This is a genomic window from Nonomuraea sp. NPDC005650 (assembly GCF_040605375.1).
Classification (GTDB): Bacteria; Actinomycetota; Actinomycetes; order Streptosporangiales; family Streptosporangiaceae; genus Nonomuraea.
In genome coordinates this window covers 142874-165859 of record NZ_JBEXCR010000031.1, presented here as the reverse complement: position 1 = coordinate 165859, position 22986 = coordinate 142874, and the positions used below count along the sequence as shown (strand labels likewise).

Genomic DNA, 22986 nt, shown 5'->3' with positions numbered 1-22986 from the left:
GTCAACCTCTTCCATCCGATCTCCAACGTGGTGGTGGGGGTGGATGGTCGCCCGCGGGAGCCGGCGGGAAGAGGAGAATCGGACCCTCGTGCTCGCGGCGGACAATGCGCAGCCCCGAAAGAGCGGCTCCCAGCGTCAAGCTACTTTGCGGCCTCAGCTGCGCCATGATTTCGGCGACGTCGGCGAGCGACCGAGCAGGATTTTCCCACATGTGCCACGCCCCGAAGGGGCCCGCTGAGTCTACTTTGTAAAGGGCGCCGGATTAGGACGGGATCTGGCTCAGAAGATCTCAGGGGCACGGGCTACGCCCGTACGTCATCCAAGATCAGAGGGCTGGCCGGGCTACCGAACGAACTTGTGTTCCACAGACATACGCTGTGTTGCCTCTGAGAGGCGTGCATGGTGGGCGAGCGGCGACTCTTCTGGGTTGGTGATGAGGACGCACCAGCAGACGCTGGTCCGACGGCGGGATGAGAGGACCTGGCGGAGGGGGAACGCGCGCTGGGGTTGCGCGAGCGGCAGCCGATCCTCGTTTCGCCCGAAGGGGGGTGGATGCCCGGCTGAGCAAGTGCTTTCGGCGGGCGGCGTTTTCGGTGAAGGCGTTGGGGACGCAAAGCACGTACGCCCCGCTGTATCGGCTGTTCTTCAGTTTCCTGTTGCAGCGTGGGCTGCTGTACGACATCGCGGCCAAGCGCGGGTACGTGCCAGCCAGTCCGGTGACGCTGCCGGCACCATCGGACGTGAAGACCTCGGATGTGAAGTGGTTGTCCCCGTGGGCCTTCCGGCTGTGGCGGAACGTCGGGCTGAACCGCACCCGGCTCAGGCTGGCCTTGTACCCCTCGCCGATTGAAGGCCGGCCAGGCACGCGAAACTCATCGGTCCATCCTGCCCACGGCTCGCCTGTCGAGGCCCGAAGCGCCGTGGTAACCCTTTTGTGGCTGTCCTCCGGTTTCGTTCGGGTGGCGTCGCCGGGTGCCGTCGGCGATTATCGACGCGACGTGACCGGGCTGCGAAAGGATCGGGTATGACGTGGTATCCGTGGAGACGGGCGTTCCTCACGGCGGGGGCGGCCGTGGTCGGCTTCGACCCGTCCACGCGCACGTGGGTCACCGACGGCGCCCAGTCTCAGGGGATGGTCGACCTGCCGCCGCTGAAGGGCAAGGTGTTGACCGATCCCGCCTCGCGCGGCCAGGCGGCCGACGACTTCGGGCACCTGGTCCATCGGACCCCCGGGGCCGTGCTGGAGCCCGGCGACGTGTCGGACATCATGAAGATGATGAAGTACTGCCGGGAGCACAGCCTGCAGGTGGCCGCGCGCGGCCAGGGACACGCCACCTTCGGCCAGGGCCAGGTCGCGGGCGGTCTGATCATCGACATGTCCCCGCTCAACGCCGTTGAGGTGTGGGAGGACACGGCCGTCGTGGAGGCGGGCGCGCTCTGGAGCAGCTTGGCGCAGGCGACCCTGGCCCGCGGCCTGACCCCTCCGGTCTTCACCGACTACCTGGAGCTCTCGGTCGGCGGCACGCTCTTGGTGGGCGGTGTCGGCGGCCAGACCCACCACCACGGATCCCAGGCGGACAGCGTCGTGGAGCTGGAGGTCGTCACGGGGGAGGGCAGCCAGAGGAGGTGTTCCGCGGGGCTGCGCGCCGACCTCTTCCGCGCGGTGCTGGCTGGAAGAGGACAGTGCGGCATCATCACCAAGGCCACCGTGCGCCTGCTGCCCGCCCCCGCGATGGTCCGCCACTACCTGCTCTCCTACCCGAGCGTCGCCGCGCTGACCGCCGACCAGCGGCGGGTGGTCAACGACGGCCGCTTCGCCTACGTGGAGGGAGAGCTCGGGCTGCCGACCGGCTCCGCCGGCTGGAGTTACCAGCTTGAAGCGGTCGCCTTCTTCAACGGCACGACCCCGCCCGACGACGCCAGGCTGCTCGCCGGGCTGGACGACCAGCCCGGCGACCGGCAGATCCAGGACATGCCCTACTTCGACTTCCTCAACCGGCTCGCCGCGGGCGTCGCCGATCTGAAGTCCGCTGGCGAGTGGTACCGCCCGCACCCCTGGTGGAACATGTTCCTGCCCGCGAGCCGCACCGACGCTTTCGTGGAGGCCGCCATCAAGGACCTGACCGAGACCGAGGTCGGCGCCAGTGGCGTGGTCCTGCTCTATCCCTTCCCCCGCGCCCGCCTGCACCTGCCCTTGCTGCGCATGCCCGACGAGGAGACGGTCTTCCTCTTCACGCTGCTCAGAACCGCCTCGCACGGAGCCGAGAGCCCGCAGGACATGGTGGAGGCCAACCGTTCCCTCTTCCTGCGCGCCCAAGCCGTCGGGGGTTACCAGTACCCGGTCGGCTCCATACCCACCACGCCTGAGGAGTGGCGCGCCCACTACGGCCCTTCATGGGCCGCCTTCGAGGCGGCCCGTGAACGCTACGACCCCGACGAAATCCTCACTCCGGGCCAGGGCGTCTTCCCTCCGGGACCGTGAAGTCCGCAGCCGGATCACCCGTGCCGAGTTTCGCCGCCAGGCGAAGAGCGCGGTGTTGCAGGGGGGAGGGCCGGTCGGGTCGGGTCGGGTAGGACCGCCGCATCGCTGCGGCGGTCCCCCTAAGAACCGCGCGTGCGACTCGTCGCCGCACACGGCTCAGGCAAGCCGCGAGGGCAAGCCGGCAGATTGAAGCGAGCTGGAACTCTCGCCGTCGGGTCGAGTTCGATAAGGAATGTTGCGTCGAAGGCACGCCCGGGTGTTCAGGCCGAACTCGCGATGCCGGTTGGGGCCGATACCGGCGCTGGGCTGATCTGGTCAGCCGCTGCGGGGTCGTGCTCGGCGGTGATGCGTCGCCGGAGCGGGTCAATCGCCCTTCCTGGTCGACCTGGCCCGATTGCCCCAGCCGGCGACGTCCGGGCGACCAGCAGTGGGCCCGCGAGCCTGGGGTCTACACCCCCTCGTGCACGCCGCCTCCGTCGGGGAGATGGGAGATGCCGGGGCAGAGGAGGAGATGGACGGCGGGACCTTCGGCGTGCGGCGAGTTTTCGGGGAAGCCGGGGAAAGGCCATGCCGCCTCGGTACGATCACCTGCGCAGAAGCGGGGTCGCTTGGCAAGCTTGGGGACTGCGCACCCGTCTTTGGGACGCATCTCTTCCTAGCCTTGATCGTTAGCACCTATGTGATCTTCCCCTCGTTCCCCGCCTTCCGGCGGCTCACCGCAGGCGATGAGCAGCGCTATGTGGCCACCTACAGGCAGGTCGAGCCGTACGCCGACTTCAGCTTCAACAACCTGCTCATATGGTTGGACATGGAGAACGATCTGGAGGTCAGTACGCACGGCGACTGCCTGATCCTACGGTTCACCAATGTGTTCGAGGGCCGGAAGTCCTACACGATGTTGGGCGTCGATGGCTGTGACGAGGCCGCGCGGTCCGTCTTCGCGTTCCAAGACCGGCATGGCATCGCCCAGGAGTTGAGCATGGTTCCTGAATGTGCGACACGCGAGATTCGGGGTAATGCCGAAGTGGTGGAGGATCCGGACAGCAGCGACTACGTTTTCGACATCGCGATGGCGCTGAAGATGTCCGACAACTCTTTTGCGAGGCTCCGGAAGGAGAACCGTGCTTTCTGGCGCCGCCATGGCGGGCGGGCGCGGCTGGACGTGATCGACCCGAGCGACACCGCGTCCCAGCACCTGATATTCAACCGCCTGGACGAATGGCGACGGCATGGTGGTGGATTGCGAAATGACCCGGACGACATGGAGCGTCGCGCGATCGAGCGCGCCTTCTCGCTCGCTGCGGTCATCGGTTTCGAGTGCGTCGGTCTGTGGATCGACGGCAAGCTCGTGAGCTTCGCCGTCTTTCATCTCCCGCCGCAACCAGGCTGGGCGATCGTCAATCACCTCAAGTACGATCGAGGTATCAACGGCCTGTTCGACGCGACCTACCACGCCGTTCTCGGCTACCTTGCCGACAAGGGCCTGCGGTTCATCAACTTGGAGCAGGACCTCGGCATCGACGGCCTGCGTTTCCACAAGAACAGGCTGCGTCCGGCCGGTCGGCTCAAGCGCTACACCATCCGTTCACCGTGAGATACCAGTAGTCCACTCGCCCGAGCGTGGCGACGCTTCCTGGCGTGAAGTCGATGTAAGGGCTCTCCTGTGCGCGACGTTCGACGAGGACGGGAATGTAGTCGCTGGACAGATTGGTGGACTCGAACACCAGACGGCATGCCTTGCCGGATTCCCAGATCACCTTGCCCAGCAGCGCCATGACGTCCTCCGCGTACGCCTCGCCCGCCCGTGCGCTGCTGGCGATGCCGTAGAAATAGCGGATGCCTTCGTTCCGGGCCGCGGCCTGTTCTTGGAGGTTCTGCCGGAATGATGGCGCGAGCCAGTCGCAATGATCGAGGCCCTCCATGAACAGGCCTACACACACCGGCCGGTTCTGTTCGAACTTCACGAGCGTTCGAGTATCTTCGTGGAAGAGGGCGGCGGTGAAGGTTGATTGCGACTCCTCCATGGAGACGGGATGGTGCTTCCCGAGCCACGCGAAACGGTCACTATAGAGATCCCATAGCTCGTTCGCCACGCGCGCATCGTCGCCCAAAGCGTGCGGGTCCAATAAGACGGCTCCTTCTTCGCCCTTCGGTTCGGCTTCCTCGCGTGGGCGGAACGTCGCAGCGTATGCGATCATCGAGGCGGCGCCGGCGCGCGCGCGTGGATCCGCGAAGTCGCATTCGGTCGACCGGGGAAAGCGTTTCCTGAGTTCCTCTTTATAGGTCTCCGTGTCGGCATGGTCGCTCTCCACGAGCACGGCGAACTCGGCTGGCAGGCGCTCCGTATCGAGCCCCGAGAGAAACGCGGGAGGAACCGTGAGGAGGAACGTGGCGTCGTGCGATGTCAGTTTACGCGTGCGCGGACCGTCGTAACCGGTCGCGTATTCGATCGGGCAGAGTGCGGGCACGATCTGATCGCCTACCTGGAGTGGAACGGTCCGCGTATCACGCATCGCTCGCGCATACTGTTCTTCGTCCACCAGGCCCAATTTCCTGAAGGCGGCATTGGACTCATCGCAGAATCGCCGGTACCACGAGAAGTTGATCATGAAGGTCATAATGTCACACGCGCACATTCCATGTGGGTGAACGCGCAGCCGCGAGCGTCGTTCTGGTGACGACGCTGCAGCCCCTCGCTGAGGCTTTCGCCCAAGTCCACGAGCCGTTCAAGGTAATTCACACAGACCGGCATCCTGCCCCAGCGCGACCAGGACGTCGAACGCGTCCCTGCCTGGCTTGAGCACCAGCCGGCCGACAAACCGATCCAGCTGCCAACCTCGTCCGCCCGTTCCTGCATGGGTCGCTACTTCGACGAGCCCGCAGCCTCGCCAAAAGCGCCAGTTCCCCGCCTCGATCGGCCCCGAGCTCCGCCGCCGGATCCTGATCGCCCTCGACCTCCTGGCCTGGCTCGATCGGCAGGGCACGACATTGGCCGAACTCCGCCAAGACGACCTCGACCGCCGGCTCGACGAGGAACAGACCCAGCGCCGCAACCGCTTCAGTTACTTCCTTAACCGGACCGCCGATCGCGGCCTCAGCCACCGCCTCTTGCTCCTGGTCATTCCACGCCAGGAACCCGCCGAGTTCCTCGACGCGACCAGCGGTGGCGGCTCCTCCAACGCTGCCTCACCGACGACGGCCTGCCTATCGGCGTCCGCACCGCCTGGGCTCTTGTCCCGCTGTTCGGGTTCCAAGTCCAACGGATCCGCCATCTCCCCGCAGGCCAGATCATCGACAAGGACGGCCACACCTACCTGACCGCCAGCCGTCACCTCGTGCATCTGCCACCGCGGCTCGGCGCCCTCCTCCGCGAACTGGCCGCTCAGCCACCACCCCGCCTCATGATCTTCCACGGGCTTGCCGCGCCTCGCTGGCTGTTCCCCGGCCGGGTTCTCGGCCAGCCCCTCGACCTGCGCAGCCTCATCAACCAGCTCAACCGCCACGGCATCAGAGTTCCCAAACTAAGACGAACCTGATTCGGAAACCCTTGGAACTGTCCTGTCTCACCGAAGGTTGAGCGCGTTGGGAGGCGGCCTTGGTGGTGTTCATGGAAGCTTCGCCAACTTCGAACCTGCAGCTAGAAGGCCCTGGCGTGGCGCTCGCCCGGGATGCCAGGGCCTTCTACCTGCGCAGAACGGCGGTTAAAGATCGTGAGGCCTCTCGGCGGCAGCAGCCGTGGAGCGTCACGGAGTCCACGTAGGTTTCCGAAGCTCGATCGCCGGTTACCGGAAAGTCATATTCGGTGCGGTACGGCTCCGTCCTGCCAGCGGTAGAGGTCGCGCAGCAGGGAAATCTCGGCGCCGTGATGGATCAGCTCCCGGTTGACGTGCAGGACGATGCCCTCCATGGGAAACCGCTCGGGACCCACCGCAGGCGGATGCTCCAGCAGCCGCGCACCGGCTCCCAGAAGTACTCCTCATCGGTAAGACCGTCCAGCCGAGGCCGCAGGTTCTTGTGCCAGTGCCGGTCCAGTTGGTCCGGGAGCCGCTCGCTTCTTGTCATTGCCGCACACTACAGACCCGTCGAGCAGAGCGCGCCGGCCTGGTGGCCGCAGGACGACTCCGGCTATGCCGTGCGGCAGCGCGACCTGGCCCGCATGACACCAGGGAAGTGTCTGGGAACTCGAGGGGGAGGTCCTCCGCGGTCTCGTGCGCCTCTCACCACTCGTGCAGCGCCGCTCGGTGGTGGGCGGAACTCGGCGCGGGCCGCCAGATCTGTCGGGGGATGTGAAAGGAACGATGCCCGGCCACCACCCGTTCGGCAACTCCGGCAATCCCATGTTCGGTGACTGGCTGGGCGATGCCATATCCCCCGCGGGAGCGGGTCCGCGCGTCAGGTCGACGAGGCGGTCGAATTCCTGGATCGGTTGCAGCGGGGGCACCGGTGACCTAATTGCCGCATCGCCCTATGGACATGAGTTTTCGAACGCAACCCCGCCGACGCCAGGCGATAGACACCGCGCGTTGCTGAACGAGTGAATCCGACCGGCCCTCAGCGATAGCCGTGCAGCCACTCGGACTCGGAGTAGTCGTCGGTTGAGCGTCTCCGCAGCAGGAAGTTGCGAACTGCGGCACCCATGCCGTCGAGGTGCAGGAACTGTCCGAACATGCGGGCGCTGCGCTGCACGCGCGCCGTGCGCGGCGCCCGGATTCTCACGTAGGTGGACAGCGCGTCATCCACGGTCGCCGACCGCGCCAGCGACTGGCCGAGGCAGGCGGCGTCCTCCAGGGCCTGACAGGCGCCTTGGGCGACGTACTGCAGCATGGGGTGGGCGGCGTCACCCAGCAGTACCAGCCGACCGCTGATCCAGGAAGCCACCGGCGCGCGGTCGGCCATCTTCCAGCTACGTTCACGGTCGATCAATTCGACGCCGGCACGCACTGCGGGACACGCATTCTCATAGTGACTGTCGATCTCACCGGCTGTTCCCCAATTGTCATGCTCCGGGCTGTATCGGTCGCTGCAGAAACACACAACTTGGTTGTACAGCTCGCCCCGCCGAATCGGGTATTGCACCAGATGCATCCCCGGCCCGCACCAAATCAACATATCCTCACCGCCGGCGACATCGGCGAGCCGGTCGAAGGGCAGAACGCCCCGATACGACACGTAGCCGGATAAGACGAGTTCGCTCTCACCCATGATGATGTCGCGGAGCACCGAATGCAGACCGTCAGCGCCCACGACGAGGTCAGCGTGGTGACTGGCGCCGTCCGCGGTGTCGACGGTCGCGGCACGGCCGTTGCCGGCGGCGCCGACAACGGTCGTCGCCGCGCAGAGCTCGATGTTGCTGCGGCTGGCGGCCTCGTCCAGCAGGAGCTGCAGCAAGTCACCGCGATGCATCACGGTGTAGCGTCGCCCGTAGCGGCGCAGGAAGGGCTCGCCGACGTCCAGGGCGGTGATCAACTGTCCGGTCAACGCATCCATCAGCGCCAGACGGCTCGGATGGAACCCGCACGCAGCGATCGCCTCCTCGGGGACCCCGATCTGGGCCAGTGCGTGCAGCGCGTTCGGCGCCAGTTGCAGACCTGCCCCGATCTCAGCAAATTGAGGAGCTCGTTCCAGCACCTTGATATGTCCGGCGCCCCTTGACCGAGACAGGGACAGCGCTGTCGCGAGTCCTCCGATTCCACCGCCGACGATGACGACTCGTTCCGCGAAAGCCATGCTCACGACCTTCTTCGAAGATACTCAGTACACTGAGCATATCGGCGGACGGGGCATCAGCCAAGGCTTCCTTCGGCCTGTCTCGCTGTGATCTCCTTCAGCTCAGCGTGTTCACGACACCGAGATGTCGCTCAACCGCTCGCTGTGAGCCTCGACCAAGAGGTTGAGGATGCGGAGGAACTCCCGGCGATCCCGATCGCTGAGAACCGCGACGAGTGCCCTGCTGACCTCGGCCGCGGCCGGCAGCGTGCGGCGCAAGAGTTGGGCTCCCCGCGGATCCAACTGCAGCACGTTGCGCCTGCCGTCCCTGACGTCCTTCACCCTTGTCAGCAGCTGCCGCGCCAGTAGCCGTTGGACGATCTCAGCAGTGGTCGAGCGGTCCATCCCGACAAGCTCACTCAGACGGCGTTGGTCGATGTTCGGGTGCTGCTCAAGAAGGTTGAGCACGGCGAATTGAGGTGAAGTCAGATCATCGGCGACCAGCTCTGCCCACAACAACTTGTGCGCCTGCTGGAGACGGCGGGTGAGATGCCCAGGCTGCTCGTGAAGGTCCAGTGACGTGCGCTGGTCGTTCGGCATTTTGGTAAATATACATCCGACGACACGGCGCGGCGGCTCGTGGCCGACGTCTGGATGGTTGGTTCCAAGGGGTGCTGTGGGATCAGTGGTCGTAGGCGGTGAGCGATCGGGCGGTGGGCCGGCCGGTGTTGTGGTTGTGCCAGATCGCGCTGGTCAGGGCCAGGCGTCGGCTTTGGCGCCGGTCAGGGCGAAGGCGACGGGCAGCCCGCCCAGGGGAGCTGGGCGGGACGTCAGGGCCGGACGACTCCTGCCTCCTCGATCACGTCTGCCTGACGCACACTGCGGGATCAACGGTCTGGGGCGCGCTGAGCGACTTGGGCGCTCAGCCTGACATCCCCGAGGAGGTGTAACCCTCGACGAAGCGGCGTTGCAGAGCGAGGAACAGCACCAGCGGCGGCAGAACCATGATCAGACCGGCTGCGCTGACGAGTGCCCAGTCGGGGGAGAAGCCCTGCTGGAAGGAGTAGAGCGACAGCGAGACCGGCAGGCTGTCGCTGTCCTGGATGAACGTCACGGCCAGCAGGAACTCGTTGTACGCCTGCAGCCCCGCGATCAGCCCCGCCGTGAGCACGCCCGGCCAGATCAGCGGGAAGACGATCCGGGTGAACAGCCGCACCTCTCCCGCGCCGTCGAGACGCGCCGCCGCTTCGTACTCCCGGGGGACGGCGAGCAGGAACGAGCGGATCAGCAACGTGGCGAACGGACTGTAGATGGCCCAGTAGATGACGATCAGACCGAACCTGCTGTCGTACAGCCCGATCTTCGTCCACAGGGACAGCAGCGGCACCAGGAACAGCTGGATGGGCAGCGAGCTGGCGACCAGCAGGTAGAGGATGAACAGGCCGGGTTTGGGCAGGTCGAGCCGGCCGAGCGCGTAGGCGGCGCAGCCGGAGATGACGCAGACCCCCGCCGCGGTCGACACGGCGATGATCGCGCTGTTGACCAGCCCCGCGCCCATGTGCGCATCGGCCCAGGCCGTCGCGAAGTTCTCCCAGCGGAACTCGCCGGGCAGGCCGAGGGGGCTGTCGCTGATCTCGCTCGGAGTCTTCAGCGAGGCCAGGACGAAGACCAGCATCGGGCCGAGGGCGTAGACGGCCAGGACGGTCAGGATCAGGTAGGCGAACGGGCGCCGGGTCATATCTCCCACCTCAGGCGGCGGCGCAGGTAGAGGTAGCCGCCGACGGTGACCGCGCTGATCAGGGCCAGGATGACACCGATCGCCGCGGCGTAGCCGGCCTGCTGCTCGCTGAACGCGGCACGGTACATCACGGTGCTGAGCACGTCGGTCGCGCCGGCGGGACCTCCTTGGGTCAGGATGTAGATGTAGTCGAAGACCAGGAACGACCAGATGACGGTCATCAGCGACAGGAACATGAAGGTCGGGCGGATCGACGGCATCGTGATGTGCCAGAACTCCCGCCAGCTCCCGGCGCCGTCCATCCTGGCGGCCTCGTAGAGCGACGGCTCGATCGACTGCATGGCCGCCAGGAAGATGACGACCAGGAAGCCCCACCACTGCCAGTTGTTGATGAAGGCCACCGCGCCGAGGGCGAGCCGGCCGTCGCCGAGGAAGTTCACGTCGTTGAGCCAGGGGAGGCCCAGGCTGCCGAGGGCGGGCGCGAGACCGCTGGTCGGGCTGAGGATCTGCCGCCAGATGGCGGCCGAGACGACGGTCGCGATCACGTACGGGATGAAGTACAGCAACCGGAACAACATCTGGCCGCGCCGGATCCTGGACAGCAGGAACGCGCCGAGCAGCCCCATCGACATCGGCACGACCAGGAAGAAGGCCGTCCAGAGCAGGTTGTGCAGCAGGGCCCCGCGGAAGTCGGGGCTGCCGAACAGCGCCACGTAGTTGGCGAGCCCGACGAAGTGCGCCTCGTCGAGGCCGTCCCAGTCGGTGAAGGAGTAGTAGACCGACATCAGGCCGGGGCCGGCGACGACGAGCAGGTTCACGAGCAGCAGCGGAGCGATGAACAGCCAGGCCGTCAGCCGGGCGCGGGCACGGGACCCGCTCACGACTCGGGGGCGAACGGCTTGGCCACCGCGCCCGCCGCGAGCTCGGCGGCGAAGGTCTTCTGCAGTCCGGCGCAGAAGTCGGCGGGGGACATCGCGCCCGTGACGACCTTGTCGAACTCGGTGTAGAGATAGGTGTCCGTCTTCGGCGGGACGAAGCTCCAGCTCGCGTAGCCCAGGTTCGTGGTCTCGGGGATGGCCTTGTACAGCCGCGCGACCCGCTCGTCCATCCCGGCGGGATAGGCGTCGGCGGAGACCTTGAGCGGCGGCGGGTTGGTGCCGGTCGTGGCGAGGAAGTCGAGCATGCGCTTGGGGTCGGCGATGAGGTAGTCGATGAACTCGGCCGCTCCCGCCGGGTTCTCCGAACGAGCGTTGATCGACAGCGTGGTGCCGATGGCCAGTGGGAAGACCCCCGGGCGCACGCCGTCGGCGAGCGAGGGCAGCGGCGCCCAGTCCCACTTCTTGCCGCCGGTGAAGAACGTGTCGGCCGAGTCGAAGCTCCACGTCCCCGTCATGTACATCGCGACCTTGCCGGAGGCCAGACCGGTGAACATGTCGGTGTCGGTGTTGGTGAAGTAGCGGTCGGCGCCGCCGCCCCACCAGCCCTTGTCGATCTGCGCCTTGAACATGGTGATGGCGTCGACGAAGACCTTGTCGTCCCACTTGCGCGCGCCGGTGAGCGCCTCGTGGATCGCCTTCGGGCCCACGGCGGCGTTGAGCACGCAGGTCAGGTACCACTCGCTCTGCGCCTTGTAGCCGCTGTTGCCCGCACCGACCGGGATCAGGCCCGCGGCCTTGGCGGCGGCGCACACGGTCTCGAACTCGGCCAGCGTGGTCGGCACCTTCCAGCCGTGCTCGGCGAAGGTGTCGGGGTTGTAGTAGAGCACCAGCGAGCCGTAGCCCACGGGCACGGAGTGGAGCTTGCCGTCGATCTTGCTGACCTCGTAGGCCCAGGGCAGCAGCTTGTCCTGCCAGCCGTACTTGGTGGCGTACTCGTCGAGCGTCACGGTCTTGGAGCTCTTGGCGAAGGACAGGGCGGCCGAGGGGCCGTCGGCGTAGACGACGTCGGGGCCCTTGCCCGCCGCCACCGCGGTGTTGGTCAGGTTGCCCAGCGTCATGAGTTGCTTGACGTCCATCTTGACGCGGATGTCCTTGGCGCTCTTGTTGAAGGCGTCGACGAGGTTCTGGCGGAAGTACTTCTCGCTGTCGGGGGTGGCGAAGGCGGCCCAGTAGGTGACGCTCTTGGCGCCGGAGGACGAGGACGAGCTGCCGCACGCGGCGAGCGCCCAACCGGCGGCCACCGTGGCGCCGCTCAGCTTGAGGAAGTCACGGCGGGCGAGATTGACGGACATGGGGGATCTCCTTACGGACGGCTAGGACGAGTCGCGGACGATGAGCCGGTGAGCGAGGACGATCTCGCGGGCCGTGTCGTCGTACTCGCCGGCCAGCCGGTCGAGCAGAAGACGTGCGCAGGTCCTGCCGATCTCGCGGGCCGGGTTGAGCACAGTGGTGAGGGCGGGGGTGATGAGGGAGGCGGCCTCGATGTCGTCGTAGCCGGTGATGGCCACGTCGCCGGGGACGGACAGGCCGAGCTGCCTGGTCACGTCGAGCGCTCCGACGGCGATGAGGTCGTTGGCGCAGACCAGGGCGTCGGGGCGGGGCGAGCGGGACAGCAGGGCTCTGGCCCCTTCCACGCCGCCCGCCCGGGTGAACGTGCCCGAGTGGATCAGCTCGGGCAGGATCGGCCGGCCGGCCTCGCGTAGCGCACGTTCGTACCCTTCGAGCCTGATCTGGCTCGGGTGCGCGTGGGGCTCGCCGTTGAGGAACGCGATGCGCTGGTATCCCCGGTCGATGAGGTGGCTGACCACGTCGTGCACGCCGCTGGCGTCGTCGGCCCTGACGATGTCGCCGACCTCGGCGCGGAACCGGCCGCCCAGCCGTACGAGCTTGGTGCCGGATTTGCGGATCTTGTCGATGTCGTTGTCGGTGGCGCCGTAGGTGGCCAGCACGATGCCGTCGACCCTGCGGGCCAGAACGTGCCGAATGACCTCGGGCAGCGCGCGGCCGGGCAGCACCGCGTCGGTGACGGACAGCAGATAGCCGTTCGACATCAGCACGTCCTGCAGCCCCGCGGCGACCAGCGGATAGAACGGGTTGGTCAGGTCGGGGACGATCAGCGCGATCGACTCGCTGCGGTGCGTGCGCAGGCTGCGGGCCGACGGGTTCGGCCGGTAGCCGAGCTCCTCGATGACCGCCTCCACCTTGGCCTTGGTGCGGGCGCTGACCGGTCTGCGGCCGGTCAGCACGTGCGACACGGTCGTCACGCTGACTCCGGCGGCCGCGGCGACGGCGGCAATGTCAGGGCGCCCGCCTGCTTCCTTCATCTCGCTCCCAAAATCCAAAACGATTTGGGTCGTAGCATGGAGTGCGCTCCGTTCTCCGGTCAAGAGGGCAGAGTAACGATCCGGTTTCCAGGGATCGTCGCAGGAAGACTCCTGTTCGTGAGAGAGCGTGCGCTGCTAGCGTGTGCGGCATCATGCAAAACGATGCGACTTTTGGAGAGTGAGTGACCACCCTGGACCGGTGCCGAGGCGCGCTCCTCGGCCTCGCGGTCGGCGATGCCCTCGGCGCGCCCACCGAAGGCATGACACCCGCTGAGATCCGAGCACGCTTTGGCAGGGTCACCGACTTCCTCACCGAGGACGCGGCCGGCACCGACGACACCGAGTACGCGGTCCTCTGCGCCCGGGGCCTGCTCGCCCACGGCAGGGGCATCACCTCCGATGACGTGGCCGGCGTCTGGCTGGACGCGGTCGCGGCGCAGCAGGGCGGCTTCCACGGCGCCGGCTTCAGCGAGATGGTCGCCCTCGCCAACCTGCGTTCGGGGCTGCGGCCGCCGCAGAGCGGGAGCGACAGCTACGAGATGTGGAGCGACGGCGCCGCGATGCGGGTCGCCCCCGTCGGCATCCTCTGCATGGGCGACCCCGACGAGGCCGCCAGGATCGCGGCCGTCGACGCCTCGGTCAGCCACGCCCGCGACGGCGTCTTCTGCGCCCAGGCGGTCGCCGCCGCCGTCGCCGTCGCGATGACCGCGCGCGACCACCGCGACGTGATCGAGGCGGGTGTGCGCGCGCTGCCGCCGGACTCGTGGTCGGCCCGGCTGGTGGCCCGGGCGCTCGACGTGGCCGCCGCGGCGGGCTCACCAGAGGCGGCGGAGGAAGCGCTGTACGCGGAGATCCCGCTGTTCCACTACCCCTGGGCCGACGCCGCCCCCGAGGCGGTCGCGCTGGCCTTCGGCCTGTTCGCCGCCCATCAGGGGGATTTCACCCGGGTGGTGCTCGCGGGGGTCAACATCGGCCGCGACTCCGACACCATCGCCGCCATCGTCGGCGCCATGGCGGGCGCCCTGCACGGCGCCCAGGCCATCCCCGAACGGTGGCGGACGCAGGTGGCACACGTGAGCGGACGATGCATCACCGCCACCGCCGGCACGGACCTCGTCGAGCTGGCCGACCGGCTGCATGCCGCCGGACAACCGGGCCCGGCGCCCAGAGAGGTGGCCCTCGATGCGCGCTGACTTCGCCGGCACCCAGGGCATGCGGCAGGAGCGTGCGGTCGGCGCCCTGCTCGGGCTGGCCGCGGGCGATGCCGCGGGACTACCGGCCCAGTTCCACCGCAGGGCCAGATCGGCGTGGGTGCGAGCCACCGGCTGGCGGCTGTCGGCCGCGCTGGACGAACAGCGGGTCTCGCGCCCGTTGCTGCCGTTCACGCCCGGCATCGGTGACGACCTCCCGCTGTCTCCCACGGACGACGCCGAGACCGCGGCCGTGGCCGCGCTGGTGCTCCTCGGCGCGCCGCGACACGATTCGGCCACGCTCTTCGCCGAATGGCGCAAGCACATGTCGGACGACGTCTGGACCGGGGTGGCCGAACGCTCCGCGATCATCAACAGCGCCAGGGGCCTGACGCCGCCCGCCACCGGCAACGACAATCCCGTCCACTACTCCGACAGCGCCGTGCCCGCCGCGGTGTCGATCGGCCTCTACTACGCCGGCGACCCGGCCACGGCCGCCGAGGTCGCGGCGCGCTATGCCGAGATCACCCACGCCGAGGACGGGGTCTGGGCCGCCCAGGCCATGGCCGTGGCCATCGCGTCGCTGGTGGGTGGCGCCTCCCTGCGCGACGCGCTGCAAGAGGCGGCCGGCGCCATCCCCGAGGGGAGCTGGACCGCCCGCAACCTCGCCAGGGCGGCCCGCATCCGCGAGTCGGCCCGCTCGGCCTTCGACGCCGTCCCCGGCCTGGTCGAGCAGCTCAGCCCGGCCGTCTACAGCCACGGGGGAGTGGCCGCCGAGACCCTGCCCACGGCCTTCGTCCTGGCCGAGCTGGCGGGCGGCGACCTCGCGACGGCCCTCGGCTCGGCCGCGCTGGTCGCGCGTCAGTCCGACAGCATGCCTGCCATGGTGGGCGCGCTGTGCGGCGCGGCGTCCGGAGCCGCCGCCGTGCCCGACACGTGGCGCCGGCATGTCGACGAGATCGCGGGCGTCCTGATCCCCGACCTGAAAGGGCTCAGCCTCACTGCTCTCGCGGGTCGCCTGCTGGACGCGCCTGACGCGGGCGAGTCTCCCCGTCCAGGGCGGGTGAGGCGGCGGTGACGATCGCCAAGGTCGCCAAGGTCGGCCCTCAACCCTCATACGCCCGAAAACCACATTCACGATCTCGGGTGATGAGGGCCGATACGGCATCGGCGGAACGGCGGGCCGCCGGCTCTTGGACCTCCTGGGGCGCGCGGTCGTCGATGATGATGACGGTCCCGTCGTCGGAGACATGGGTTCGGACTCGTGATTCTGTCGGCGACTGGTGACAGCGTTTGCCGGTCTGCTGCGACAGCGATCGTTTCTGCTGGAAGACGATGTCGCTGAGAAGTGACAGCGGCTCCGGGCTTGCGGTGGGAGCATGGGTGTGCTGCACGGGATGGGGTGGCGCTGGTGCAGCCCAAGCCCAAGTTCAAGGTCGAGTTGATCATCGGTGGGTGGACCGCCCTCGCCATCCACCCGGGCGTGGCCTCGGCCATTCAAGCCACACACCAATCAGACCAGCTAGGGAGTTGACGGGTCCACGGCGCGCATGGCGTCGGCGATCCAGGCATAGGGCACGGAGTCATGGCGCTCCTCAGTCGCGGTCCCGTTGATCAGCGCCACCAGGGACAGGTACCGGCCGTGAGCGTCGTCGTAGACGGGGCTCTCGGAGGTGGCTTCCTCTTCGGCGATCTGGCGCATGATGTCGGGCATCTGCCGGTATCCGTCGGCCATCCGGTTTCGGACTTCGGGGGTGAGCGGTGTGTCGGACAGCGCGGTGGCCGCTTCCATGAAGCGTGTGACAGCCTGCTGGGCCCAGGGGGACCGGGGAGACTCTCCGGCGCGGTACGCGGCGAGGAGTTCCTCTATGAGCGGGGCCCCACTCACGTGCATGAAGTCCTGGAACGGCTCGGTCGCCAGGACTCGGGCCTCCGGTGTGGACCAGGTGGCTTGCAGGTAGGTGCGGACCGTGTCGCGGAACGCCGGGTTTGACACCAGGTCGGCCAGGTCGATCCACGCCTCGAGTTGGGCGGCCGTGGGGTCCGCGGGCAGGACCGGGCGCATCGTCCGCAACCGGTCGACGAAGCCCTCGGGGACGTCCAGGTCCTCGCCGACGTCGTTCCAGAAATCGTCGATGGTCTGTTCGCGTTCCTCGTCGGTCATCCAGACGAGCTTGTGCATCAGGTCGGCCTGAGCGGTGCCGCCCTGTTTGATCAGGGTTCTGAGCACCGCCCGCCTGGCCCGCAGGGTGCGCTCCTGGCGCTCGACGAACTCCAGGTGCGTGGTGAGCAGGTCGTGCAGGGTCGTGCCGCCTTCGAGCAGGCGGCGAATCTCCTCCAGGTCGGTGTCCAGCTCGCGCAGGGTGCGGACGAGTTCCAGCCGGGCGATGGCGTGGATGTCGTACATCCGGTGGCCGGCCTCGTTCAGGTCCGTGGGCTTGATCAGCCCGGTGTCGGCGTAGAACCGGACGGCGCTCACGCTCAGGCCGCTGCGGCGCGCGGCGTCGCCGATGGGGTACAGCTCGTAGTCGTTCATGGGGCCACTGTGGTACCTCAAGCTGCTTGAGGCGCAAGCCGATTAGTGCGTAATCAGGTTCCCGCTTCTGGCATCTCGGCCCGCGCCGTTGGTTGTTCGACGGCAGGGCGGCCCGTCGCGAGTTCGGTGCGGCTCCTGTCACCAGCATCATCCTGGCAGGCAAGGCGGCAGGCTGACCCAGTTCGTCTACCCTTCCTCGGCAACTCCTGGTCCCGCCGCTGGGACAGAGCCCCTCCTATGCGTTGTCTCGATCGTGGCTTGCGAGCAAGGGCAGGACAATCTGGTCGACGATCTCGGCGAGTGCGGCGTCGGGCAGCGGGCGGTGGTGGAGGAGCGTCTCCACCGCGACGAGCGTGAAGGGTGCGGCGGCGACTCGAGCCGGGGTACGGGCGTGGTTGATCTCGCCGCGTAGCACAGCACGTTGAAGTAGGGCGTCCATCTCGCGCATGCCGGCCTGGCTGACGCGCTCGCGCAGGTAGTCGGTGAGATCGCTGTCATCTGTCCGGCCGTCGCCGACGGCTTGAAGAACAGGGATGAGCTCGATCATGCGCGAGCTGACCAGGCGAAGCAGGGTCAGCAGATCGGTGCGCAAAGAGCCGGTGTCAGGTACGGGCGGAGGTGCCGGCACCTGGTGACGCATGGCGGCCAGCACCAGGTCACGTCGATGCGGCCAGCGGCGGTAGAGCACCGTCCGGCTCGTCCGGGCGCGCGCGGCCACGGCATCGTAGGTGAGTGCGTGGTAGCCGACGGCGCACAATTCCTGCCAGGCCGCCTCCAGGAGGACTGCCTGCAGTTCCGCGCCCCGGCGGCGTCTGCCCCGAGTACCGTCCGTCTCCGTGTTAGGCACGTCATGTATCTTATGCTCTGATTTAAGGTACATATTGACCCTTAAGGGAGCCTTCATGCCTGGCAAAGGCGTGCAGTACGACACCGGCACCTTCCCCAACGGCGACAGCAGCCGCAGCCTCTTCGACCCCGCGACAGTGGCGCGTGAGATGCGCATCATCGCCGACGACCTGCACTGCAACGCCGTCCGGATCACCGGCGGCGACCCCGAGCGACTCACCATCGCCGCCAGGGCGCCGACGTCGTGCTCGTCACCGGGTGCGAGCTGAGCCTGTTCGCCCGCGGTTACCTGCCCGGCGACACCTTCACCGAACGCATGCAGGCCCTGCGCGCCACACCCGAGGAGCGCGCCGCAGCGCTGGCCGCTCTCCCCGGCCCCGTCAACGCATTCCTCTCCCAGGTTGCCGCCTCCGTACGCCCCCGCTTCGGCGGCTCGATCAGCTACGCCTCCATCCCCATCGAGCACGTCGACTGGACCCCCTTCGACATCATCGGCGTGGACGCCTACCGCAACCGGCACAACGCCGCCACCTTCCGCCAGGACGTACAGGAGCACTTCACCCAAGGCAAGCCCGTCGCTGTCACCGAGGCCGGCTGCTGCACCTTCCGCGGCGCGGCCGACTGGGGCGCGGGCGGCTGGACTGTAGTCGACAACGGCCGCGTCAAGCCCGGCACCGAACGCGACGAGGGCGAGCAGGTCCGCTACATGGACGACCTGCTGGCCATCTTCGACGAGGTCGGCATGGACACCGTCTTCTGGTTCAGCTTCGCCGGGTTCGAGCTCCCGCACCGCGCCAACCCCACGGACGACCTCGACATCGGCTCCTATGGCATCGTCAAGATGCTCGACGGCGCCCAGGGCACCACCTACGCCGGCATGCCGTGGGAGCCGAAGGAAGCCTTCCACGCCCTCGCTCGCCACTATGCGAGCCGGACCACGACCGAAACGACATCGCCCTGATCGCCACCGTGACTACGGGATCACGATTACGACGCCACCCCGTTGGAGTGGGCACAGCTCGGCGGCCGAGCTGAGGTGGCGGAGTTTTGGGGCCAGTGGCGGTCGGCTTGCTCACGCCGACCACGCCGGCCAAGACGTCCCCCAGGATGTCCAGGACGTCCCGCGCGACGTCCCCGCCGGCGCGGCCGTCCCCGAGCCCGCGGGGCGGGACTGGGTCGACTCCGACCTGTGCCTGTGGTGCGAGGACGGGGAACCACAGGCCCGTGGACCACTCAGGCCCCCGCAACTTGCGCCGGATCCTCACCCAGTATCTGGAGCACTACAACACCGCCCGGCCGCACCGCAGTATCGGGCGACTTTGCCTATCTCAAGCCGAAACCGGACCGCCATCCCCGGTCGACCTGGCCCGCCGAACCATCCTTGGCGGCCTCATCAACGAGTGCATGCTGTGAGATGTTACGGATGTAACATGAGCGCGTGACGGGCAATACAGAGGAGCGGGGTTGGCTGTTGGTCAGCGTGTCCACCGCCGGGGCCGCTCCCACTGTGCGGGTGCAGGTGTGGCGCAAGCTGCGCTCGATGGGCGCGCTGTATCTGCAGCAGTCGGTGTGTCTGCTGCCTGAGCGGGAGCAGACGCTGCGGCAGGTGCGGCGGTTGCTGGATCGGGTGCGTCAGCAGGGCGGCACGGGCCGGCTGCTGCGCCTGGACCTCACCGAAGCGGCTGAGGAGCGGCAGGTGATCGGCGAGTTCAACGCCGCCCGCGACGCCGAGTACGCCGAGGTGCTGGAGCGCCTGCCCGCCTTCCGCGCCGAGCTGGCCGAGGAGAGGGAGCGGGGCCGGGCCACCTACGCCGAGGTCGAGGAGTCGGAGGCGGATCTGGAGCGCTTCCGCTCCTGGATGGCCAAGATCGACGCGCGGGACTACTTCGCCGCTCCGGTCGGCGTGGCGGCGCGGGCGGCGGTCGAAGAGGCGTCCGCGGACCTGGCTGCCTTTGAGCAGCTGGCGCTGGCGGCTGAAGCCCCCGCCGCCCCGATCGGCATCGGGCCATCAGCTGTACGTGAGGGTGAGGAGGCATGACCGGCTCCTGGGGCTGGGACCTGTTGATCGGGATCGTCGTGGCGCTGCTGGTCGCCTGGGTGGTCCTGATCGGCGCGCTGGCGATCGTCCGGCCCCGTGGCGGCCTGCTGCGTGAGGCGTTGCGGCTGCTGCCGGACGTGCTGCGGCTGGTGCGCCGCCTGGCGGCCGACCCCGACCTGCCGCGCGGCGTGCGGGTTCGGCTGGCGCTGCTGCTGGCCTACCTGGCCCTCCCCATCGACCTGGTGCCCGACTTCATCCCCCTGCTCGGCTACGCTGACGACGCCATCATCGTCACCGCCGTCCTGCGCTCTGTCGTACGCCGCGCCGGGCTGCCCGCGGTACGCAGGCACTGGCCCGGCACCGACGACGGCTTCGCCGTTCTGGCCCGGCTAACCGGGCTGGACAGAGCATCCACCGGCCCTCAGGAAGCCGGCCCTCAGGAAGCCGGCCCTCAAGAAGCCGGCCCTCAAGAAGCGGAATGATGGCGTAATCGTGGGCGGTGCTGGAGGAGGCTCTGCGTGACCAAGCCTGCTGATCGTGCCGCTGGAAGTGCAGGGCTGCTCATGCGTGCCCTGCCCGGGTTGGACGTGGCCGCGGCGGTGATGCTGTCGGCGTTCATGGTCGCGGTCTCTGCCGAGGCTCGCATTGTCCAGCCTGAGGCCCGGCCGATGACAGCCCTCGGGGCGGCGCTGCTGGTGCTGTCCGGGTCCGCGCTTGCCGCGCGGCGGGTGGCCCCGTTGCTGTCGTTCTCGCTCGCGGTGGGTGCGGCGGCGGCCTTTCTGGGGATGCGGTTCGCCGGTTGGCCGGTGTACCTGGGCGCGTTCGCCGGGCTGGGCGTCCTGGTCTCGCAGGTCAGCAGGGCGAGGGTATGGGTTCCGCTCGCCGCGGTCGGCGGTGGGGCGATCGCGGTCGCCACGGGCCCACCGGAAGGCTGGCATCTGGGCAGGATGCTGGCGGTGGCAGGGGCGTGGACGGTCGTGGCAGTGGTCGCCGCACGGTGGGCGCACACCCGCCGGCGGCTCGCCGAACAGGAGGCCGAGGCTCGGGTCGTACGGGAACGGTTGCGGATCGCCCGGGAGTTGCACGACGTGCTGTCTCACAGCCTGGCCTCGATCAGCCTGCAGGCCGGTGTCGGGCTGCACCTGGTGGACCGGCAGCCGGAGCAGGCGCGGGAAGCGCTGCGCGGGATCCGCCAGATCAGCACCGACGCCCTGGCACAGGCCCGGGCAGCGCTGGCCGTGGTCCGGCAGCCGGGCGAGGAGGCGGCGCCCGGCGTCGCCGACCTGGAGGCGTTGCTCGTGAGCGCGCGGGCGAGCGGCCTGAGTGTCGAGGCGGACATCGCCCTGGACGGCCTGGCGGTTCCCGACGCGATCGGCTCTGTCGCCTATCGGGTGGTGCAGGAGGCGTTGACCAACGTGATGCGTCACGCCGGAAACGGGGTTCACGCGCGGGTACATCTCAGGGGCGTCGACGACTGGCTGGAGATCGATGTGACGGACGACGGCGTGGCCGCCTCGGGGCCGGTAGGCGCTCCCGGTCACGGCTTGCGGGGAATGTCCGAGCGCGTCAGGGCGATAGGTGGCGAGATGCGTGCGGGTGCGGAGACCGGTGCCGGGTTCGCCCTGCATGCCCGCCTGCCGCTGGGAGGGGCGGCGTGAGCGTGCTTCGGGTGGTGCTCGCCGACGATCAGGTCATGATCCGTGCCGGGCTGCGCGCGCTGCTGGCGTACGAGCCGGATCTGGAAGTGGTCGCCGAGGCCGGGGACGGCTGGCAGGCGGTGGCCGCCGCCCGTGCCCAGCGGCCTGACGTGATCGTGATGGACATCCGGATGCCGGTGATGGACGGGCTGCAGGCCACGCGAGCGATCGCGGCGGACCCGGATCTCTCCGCGGTGCGGGTGCTCGTACTCACCACCTACGACGAGGACGAACTGGTCTTCGAGGCCATCAGGGCCGGCGCCGCCGGATTCCTGCTCAAGGACGCCGAACCGGCCGAGCTGTTGCGCGGGATCCGGGTGGCCGCGGCCGGAGACAGCCTGCTGGCCCCGCAGGCCGCACGCCGCCTGGTGGCGGCGTTCGCGACAGGCCCCTCACCGGCCGGGCCGGCCGCGCGAGCCCTGCCGCTGCTCACCGACAGAGAACGGGAGATCGTCGCGCTCGTCGGCCGTGGCCTGTCCAACGACGAGATCGCCGAGCGGCTGGTGATCAGCCCGGCCACCGCCCGCACCCATGTCTCCCGGGCCATGGTCAAACTCGCCGCCCGCGACCGCGCGCAACTGGTCGTCTTCGCCTACGAGGCCGGCTTGGTCCGCCCCGGACACTCCGGCTGACGCCTACGTCCGGCTACGTACGCGGATGCTCGCGCATACGGCCGAACGCGTAAGCGGAAAGCCGCCCTCGGACCGGCGACGTGATGGGGACCCGGGCGTCAAGCTGCTGGCATCGGATCCAGACCCCCCTTGCCAGGAGGCGACCCACGATGACCTCGACGGCCCTGCTCCAGAGCCGCCGGCCCACTCTCCGGCTCGGCGGCCTCACCATGATCGCCGGTGCGCTGATGATCGCCGTCTTCCGGTTCGCCCACGGCGACCTGCCCGCCGCCGACGCCGCGGCGGCGCTGCAGTTCATCGATCACCATTCGTTCTACGCCGGTGTCCATCTCGCCACCGTGGTCGGTGTCCTGCTGTGGACCGCCGGCATCGTCAACCTGACCGGCACGCTCACCCACTCCACCGCAGCCGCACTCGGCCGCCTGGCGCGGGCCGCCGCCCTCATCGGAGCGGCCCTCTTCATCACCGACTTCACCATCGACGGCGTCACCGGCCAGGACCTCGCCCACGCCTACGCCGCAGCCGCACCGGCCGAACAGCCCCAGCTCGAACACGCCGCGCAAACCGCTTTCGCCATGCTGCGCGGCACCTCGCTCTTCTCGATCGCCATCCTGTGGGCCGTCCCGCTGATGTTGCTCGCCCCAGCCCTGCGCCGCGACGGCTACCCGTCCTGGCTGGCCTGGGCCGGCCTGCTCGCCGGCGCGCTGAGCTTCGCGGCCGCGGTCGCGTTGCTGTTCCAGCCTGAGCTCTTCCCCGGCGTCCTGCTGTACGGACTCCTCGCCTCCATCGTCATGCCCCTGTGGAGCGTCGCCCTCGGCCTCACCATGTGGCGCCAGGCCCGCATGACCTCCTGACCTCC

Annotated in this window: 22 protein-coding genes and 1 pseudogene; 12 read left to right on the top strand and 11 right to left on the bottom strand. The window is 68.5% G+C overall.

Annotation, left to right across the window (positions count from 1 at the left end; genetic code table 11):
* Positions 1–548: 548 nt before the first annotated feature.
* The 3 genes from ABZS69_RS43255 (at position 549) to ABZS69_RS43245 (ending at position 4076) form a co-directional block, all read left to right on the top strand.
* Entirely contained in the window at positions 549–1028 is a 480-nt protein-coding gene (locus ABZS69_RS43255; protein ID WP_355382972.1) for a hypothetical protein, read from the top strand.
* The gene (locus ABZS69_RS43250) at positions 1025–2482 is read left to right on the top strand and encodes an FAD-binding protein (protein WP_355382969.1); all 1458 of its coding nucleotides are present in this window, start codon (positions 1025–1027) and stop codon (positions 2480–2482) included. Before ABZS69_RS43255 ends, ABZS69_RS43250 begins: the two co-directional genes overlap by 4 nt.
* 460 nt (positions 2483–2942) lie before the next feature.
* Positions 2943–4076 (top strand): phosphatidylglycerol lysyltransferase domain-containing protein, encoded by a 1134-nt coding sequence (locus tag ABZS69_RS43245; protein ID WP_355382966.1) that lies wholly within the window; start codon positions 2943–2945, stop codon positions 4074–4076.
* Here the strand turns inward: ABZS69_RS43245 and ABZS69_RS43240 are convergent.
* The 9 genes and pseudogenes from ABZS69_RS43240 to ABZS69_RS43200 all read right to left on the bottom strand — a co-directional run bounded on the left by ABZS69_RS43240 (position 4048) and on the right by ABZS69_RS43200 (position 13188).
* Entirely contained in the window at positions 4048–5091 is a 1044-nt protein-coding gene (locus ABZS69_RS43240) for a hypothetical protein (protein ID WP_355382963.1), read from the bottom strand. The two genes, ABZS69_RS43245 and ABZS69_RS43240, sit on opposite strands and share 29 nt — an antisense overlap.
* 453 nt (positions 5092–5544) lie before the next feature.
* The gene (locus ABZS69_RS43235; protein ID WP_355382960.1) at positions 5545–5985 is read right to left on the bottom strand and encodes a hypothetical protein; all 441 of its coding nucleotides are present in this window, start codon (positions 5983–5985) and stop codon (positions 5545–5547) included.
* 290 nt (positions 5986–6275) lie between these two features.
* Positions 6276–6544: pseudogene (locus tag ABZS69_RS43230) on the bottom strand (hypothetical protein).
* Between the two features lie 489 nt (positions 6545–7033).
* The gene (locus ABZS69_RS43225) at positions 7034–8209 is read right to left on the bottom strand and encodes an FAD-dependent monooxygenase (protein WP_355382957.1); all 1176 of its coding nucleotides are present in this window, start codon (positions 8207–8209) and stop codon (positions 7034–7036) included.
* 111 nt (positions 8210–8320) lie between these two features.
* Positions 8321–8788, bottom strand: a complete 468-nt coding sequence (locus ABZS69_RS43220; RefSeq protein ID WP_355382954.1) for a MarR family winged helix-turn-helix transcriptional regulator — start codon at positions 8786–8788, stop codon at positions 8321–8323.
* A gap of 322 nt (positions 8789–9110) precedes the next feature.
* Positions 9111–9926 (bottom strand): carbohydrate ABC transporter permease, encoded by an 816-nt coding sequence (locus tag ABZS69_RS43215; protein WP_355382951.1) that lies wholly within the window; start codon positions 9924–9926, stop codon positions 9111–9113.
* Positions 9923–10807 (bottom strand): sugar ABC transporter permease, encoded by an 885-nt coding sequence (locus ABZS69_RS43210; protein WP_355382948.1) that lies wholly within the window; start codon positions 10805–10807, stop codon positions 9923–9925. Before ABZS69_RS43210 ends, ABZS69_RS43215 begins: the two co-directional genes overlap by 4 nt.
* The gene (locus tag ABZS69_RS43205) at positions 10804–12156 is read right to left on the bottom strand and encodes an ABC transporter substrate-binding protein (RefSeq protein ID WP_355382945.1); all 1353 of its coding nucleotides are present in this window, start codon (positions 12154–12156) and stop codon (positions 10804–10806) included. Before ABZS69_RS43205 ends, ABZS69_RS43210 begins: the two co-directional genes overlap by 4 nt.
* A 21-nt stretch (positions 12157–12177) precedes the next feature.
* Positions 12178–13188 carry a LacI family DNA-binding transcriptional regulator gene (locus tag ABZS69_RS43200; protein ID WP_355382942.1) on the bottom strand — a complete coding sequence of 337 codons (1011 nt, stop codon included), beginning with the start codon at positions 13186–13188 and terminating at the stop codon, positions 12178–12180.
* A 182-nt stretch (positions 13189–13370) separates the two neighbouring features.
* Here ABZS69_RS43200 and ABZS69_RS43195 point away from each other — a divergent pair, with 182 nt between their 5' ends.
* Both ABZS69_RS43195 and ABZS69_RS43190 read left to right on the top strand, forming a co-directional pair.
* Positions 13371–14381, top strand: coding sequence for an ADP-ribosylglycohydrolase family protein (locus ABZS69_RS43195; RefSeq protein ID WP_355382939.1), 1011 nt, complete (start codon positions 13371–13373; stop codon positions 14379–14381).
* Positions 14371–15456, top strand: a complete 1086-nt coding sequence (locus ABZS69_RS43190) for an ADP-ribosylglycohydrolase family protein (RefSeq protein WP_355382936.1) — start codon at positions 14371–14373, stop codon at positions 15454–15456. The genes ABZS69_RS43195 and ABZS69_RS43190 overlap by 11 nt, the downstream gene beginning before the upstream one ends.
* Before the next feature lie 444 nt (positions 15457–15900).
* Here ABZS69_RS43190 and ABZS69_RS43185 read toward each other — a convergent pair whose 3' ends face one another.
* Positions 15901–16914, bottom strand: a complete 1014-nt coding sequence (locus ABZS69_RS43185) for a MerR family transcriptional regulator (RefSeq protein ID WP_355382933.1) — start codon at positions 16912–16914, stop codon at positions 15901–15903.
* A gap of 235 nt (positions 16915–17149) precedes the next feature.
* Positions 17150–17761, bottom strand: coding sequence for a TetR/AcrR family transcriptional regulator (locus tag ABZS69_RS43180; RefSeq protein WP_355382930.1), 612 nt, complete (start codon positions 17759–17761; stop codon positions 17150–17152).
* Positions 17762–17816: 55 nt separating this feature from the next.
* Here ABZS69_RS43180 and ABZS69_RS43175 point away from each other — a divergent pair, with 55 nt between their 5' ends.
* The 7 genes from ABZS69_RS43175 (at position 17817) to ABZS69_RS43145 (ending at position 22981) form a co-directional block, all read left to right on the top strand.
* Positions 17817–18029, top strand: coding sequence for a hypothetical protein (locus ABZS69_RS43175; RefSeq protein ID WP_355382927.1), 213 nt, complete (start codon positions 17817–17819; stop codon positions 18027–18029).
* Complete coding sequence (locus ABZS69_RS43170) at positions 18005–18721, top strand: hypothetical protein (protein WP_355382924.1); 717 nt, start codon at positions 18005–18007, stop codon at positions 18719–18721. The genes ABZS69_RS43175 and ABZS69_RS43170 overlap by 25 nt, the downstream gene beginning before the upstream one ends.
* A 477-nt stretch (positions 18722–19198) precedes the next feature.
* On the top strand, positions 19199–19798 hold the full coding sequence (locus tag ABZS69_RS43165; protein ID WP_355382921.1) for a Chromate resistance protein ChrB: 600 nt from the start codon (positions 19199–19201) through the stop codon (positions 19796–19798).
* The gene (locus ABZS69_RS43160; protein ID WP_355382918.1) at positions 19795–20280 is read left to right on the top strand and encodes a DUF1232 domain-containing protein; all 486 of its coding nucleotides are present in this window, start codon (positions 19795–19797) and stop codon (positions 20278–20280) included. The genes ABZS69_RS43165 and ABZS69_RS43160 overlap by 4 nt, the downstream gene beginning before the upstream one ends.
* Before the next feature lie 36 nt (positions 20281–20316).
* Positions 20317–21456 carry a histidine kinase gene (locus tag ABZS69_RS43155; protein WP_355382915.1) on the top strand — a complete coding sequence of 380 codons (1140 nt, stop codon included), beginning with the start codon at positions 20317–20319 and terminating at the stop codon, positions 21454–21456.
* Positions 21457–21458: 2 nt separating this feature from the next.
* The gene (locus tag ABZS69_RS43150) at positions 21459–22127 is read left to right on the top strand and encodes a response regulator transcription factor (protein ID WP_355382978.1); all 669 of its coding nucleotides are present in this window, start codon (positions 21459–21461) and stop codon (positions 22125–22127) included.
* 149 nt (positions 22128–22276) lie between these two features.
* Positions 22277–22981 (top strand): hypothetical protein, encoded by a 705-nt coding sequence (locus ABZS69_RS43145; RefSeq protein WP_355382913.1) that lies wholly within the window; start codon positions 22277–22279, stop codon positions 22979–22981.
* Positions 22982–22986 lie beyond the last annotated feature (5 nt).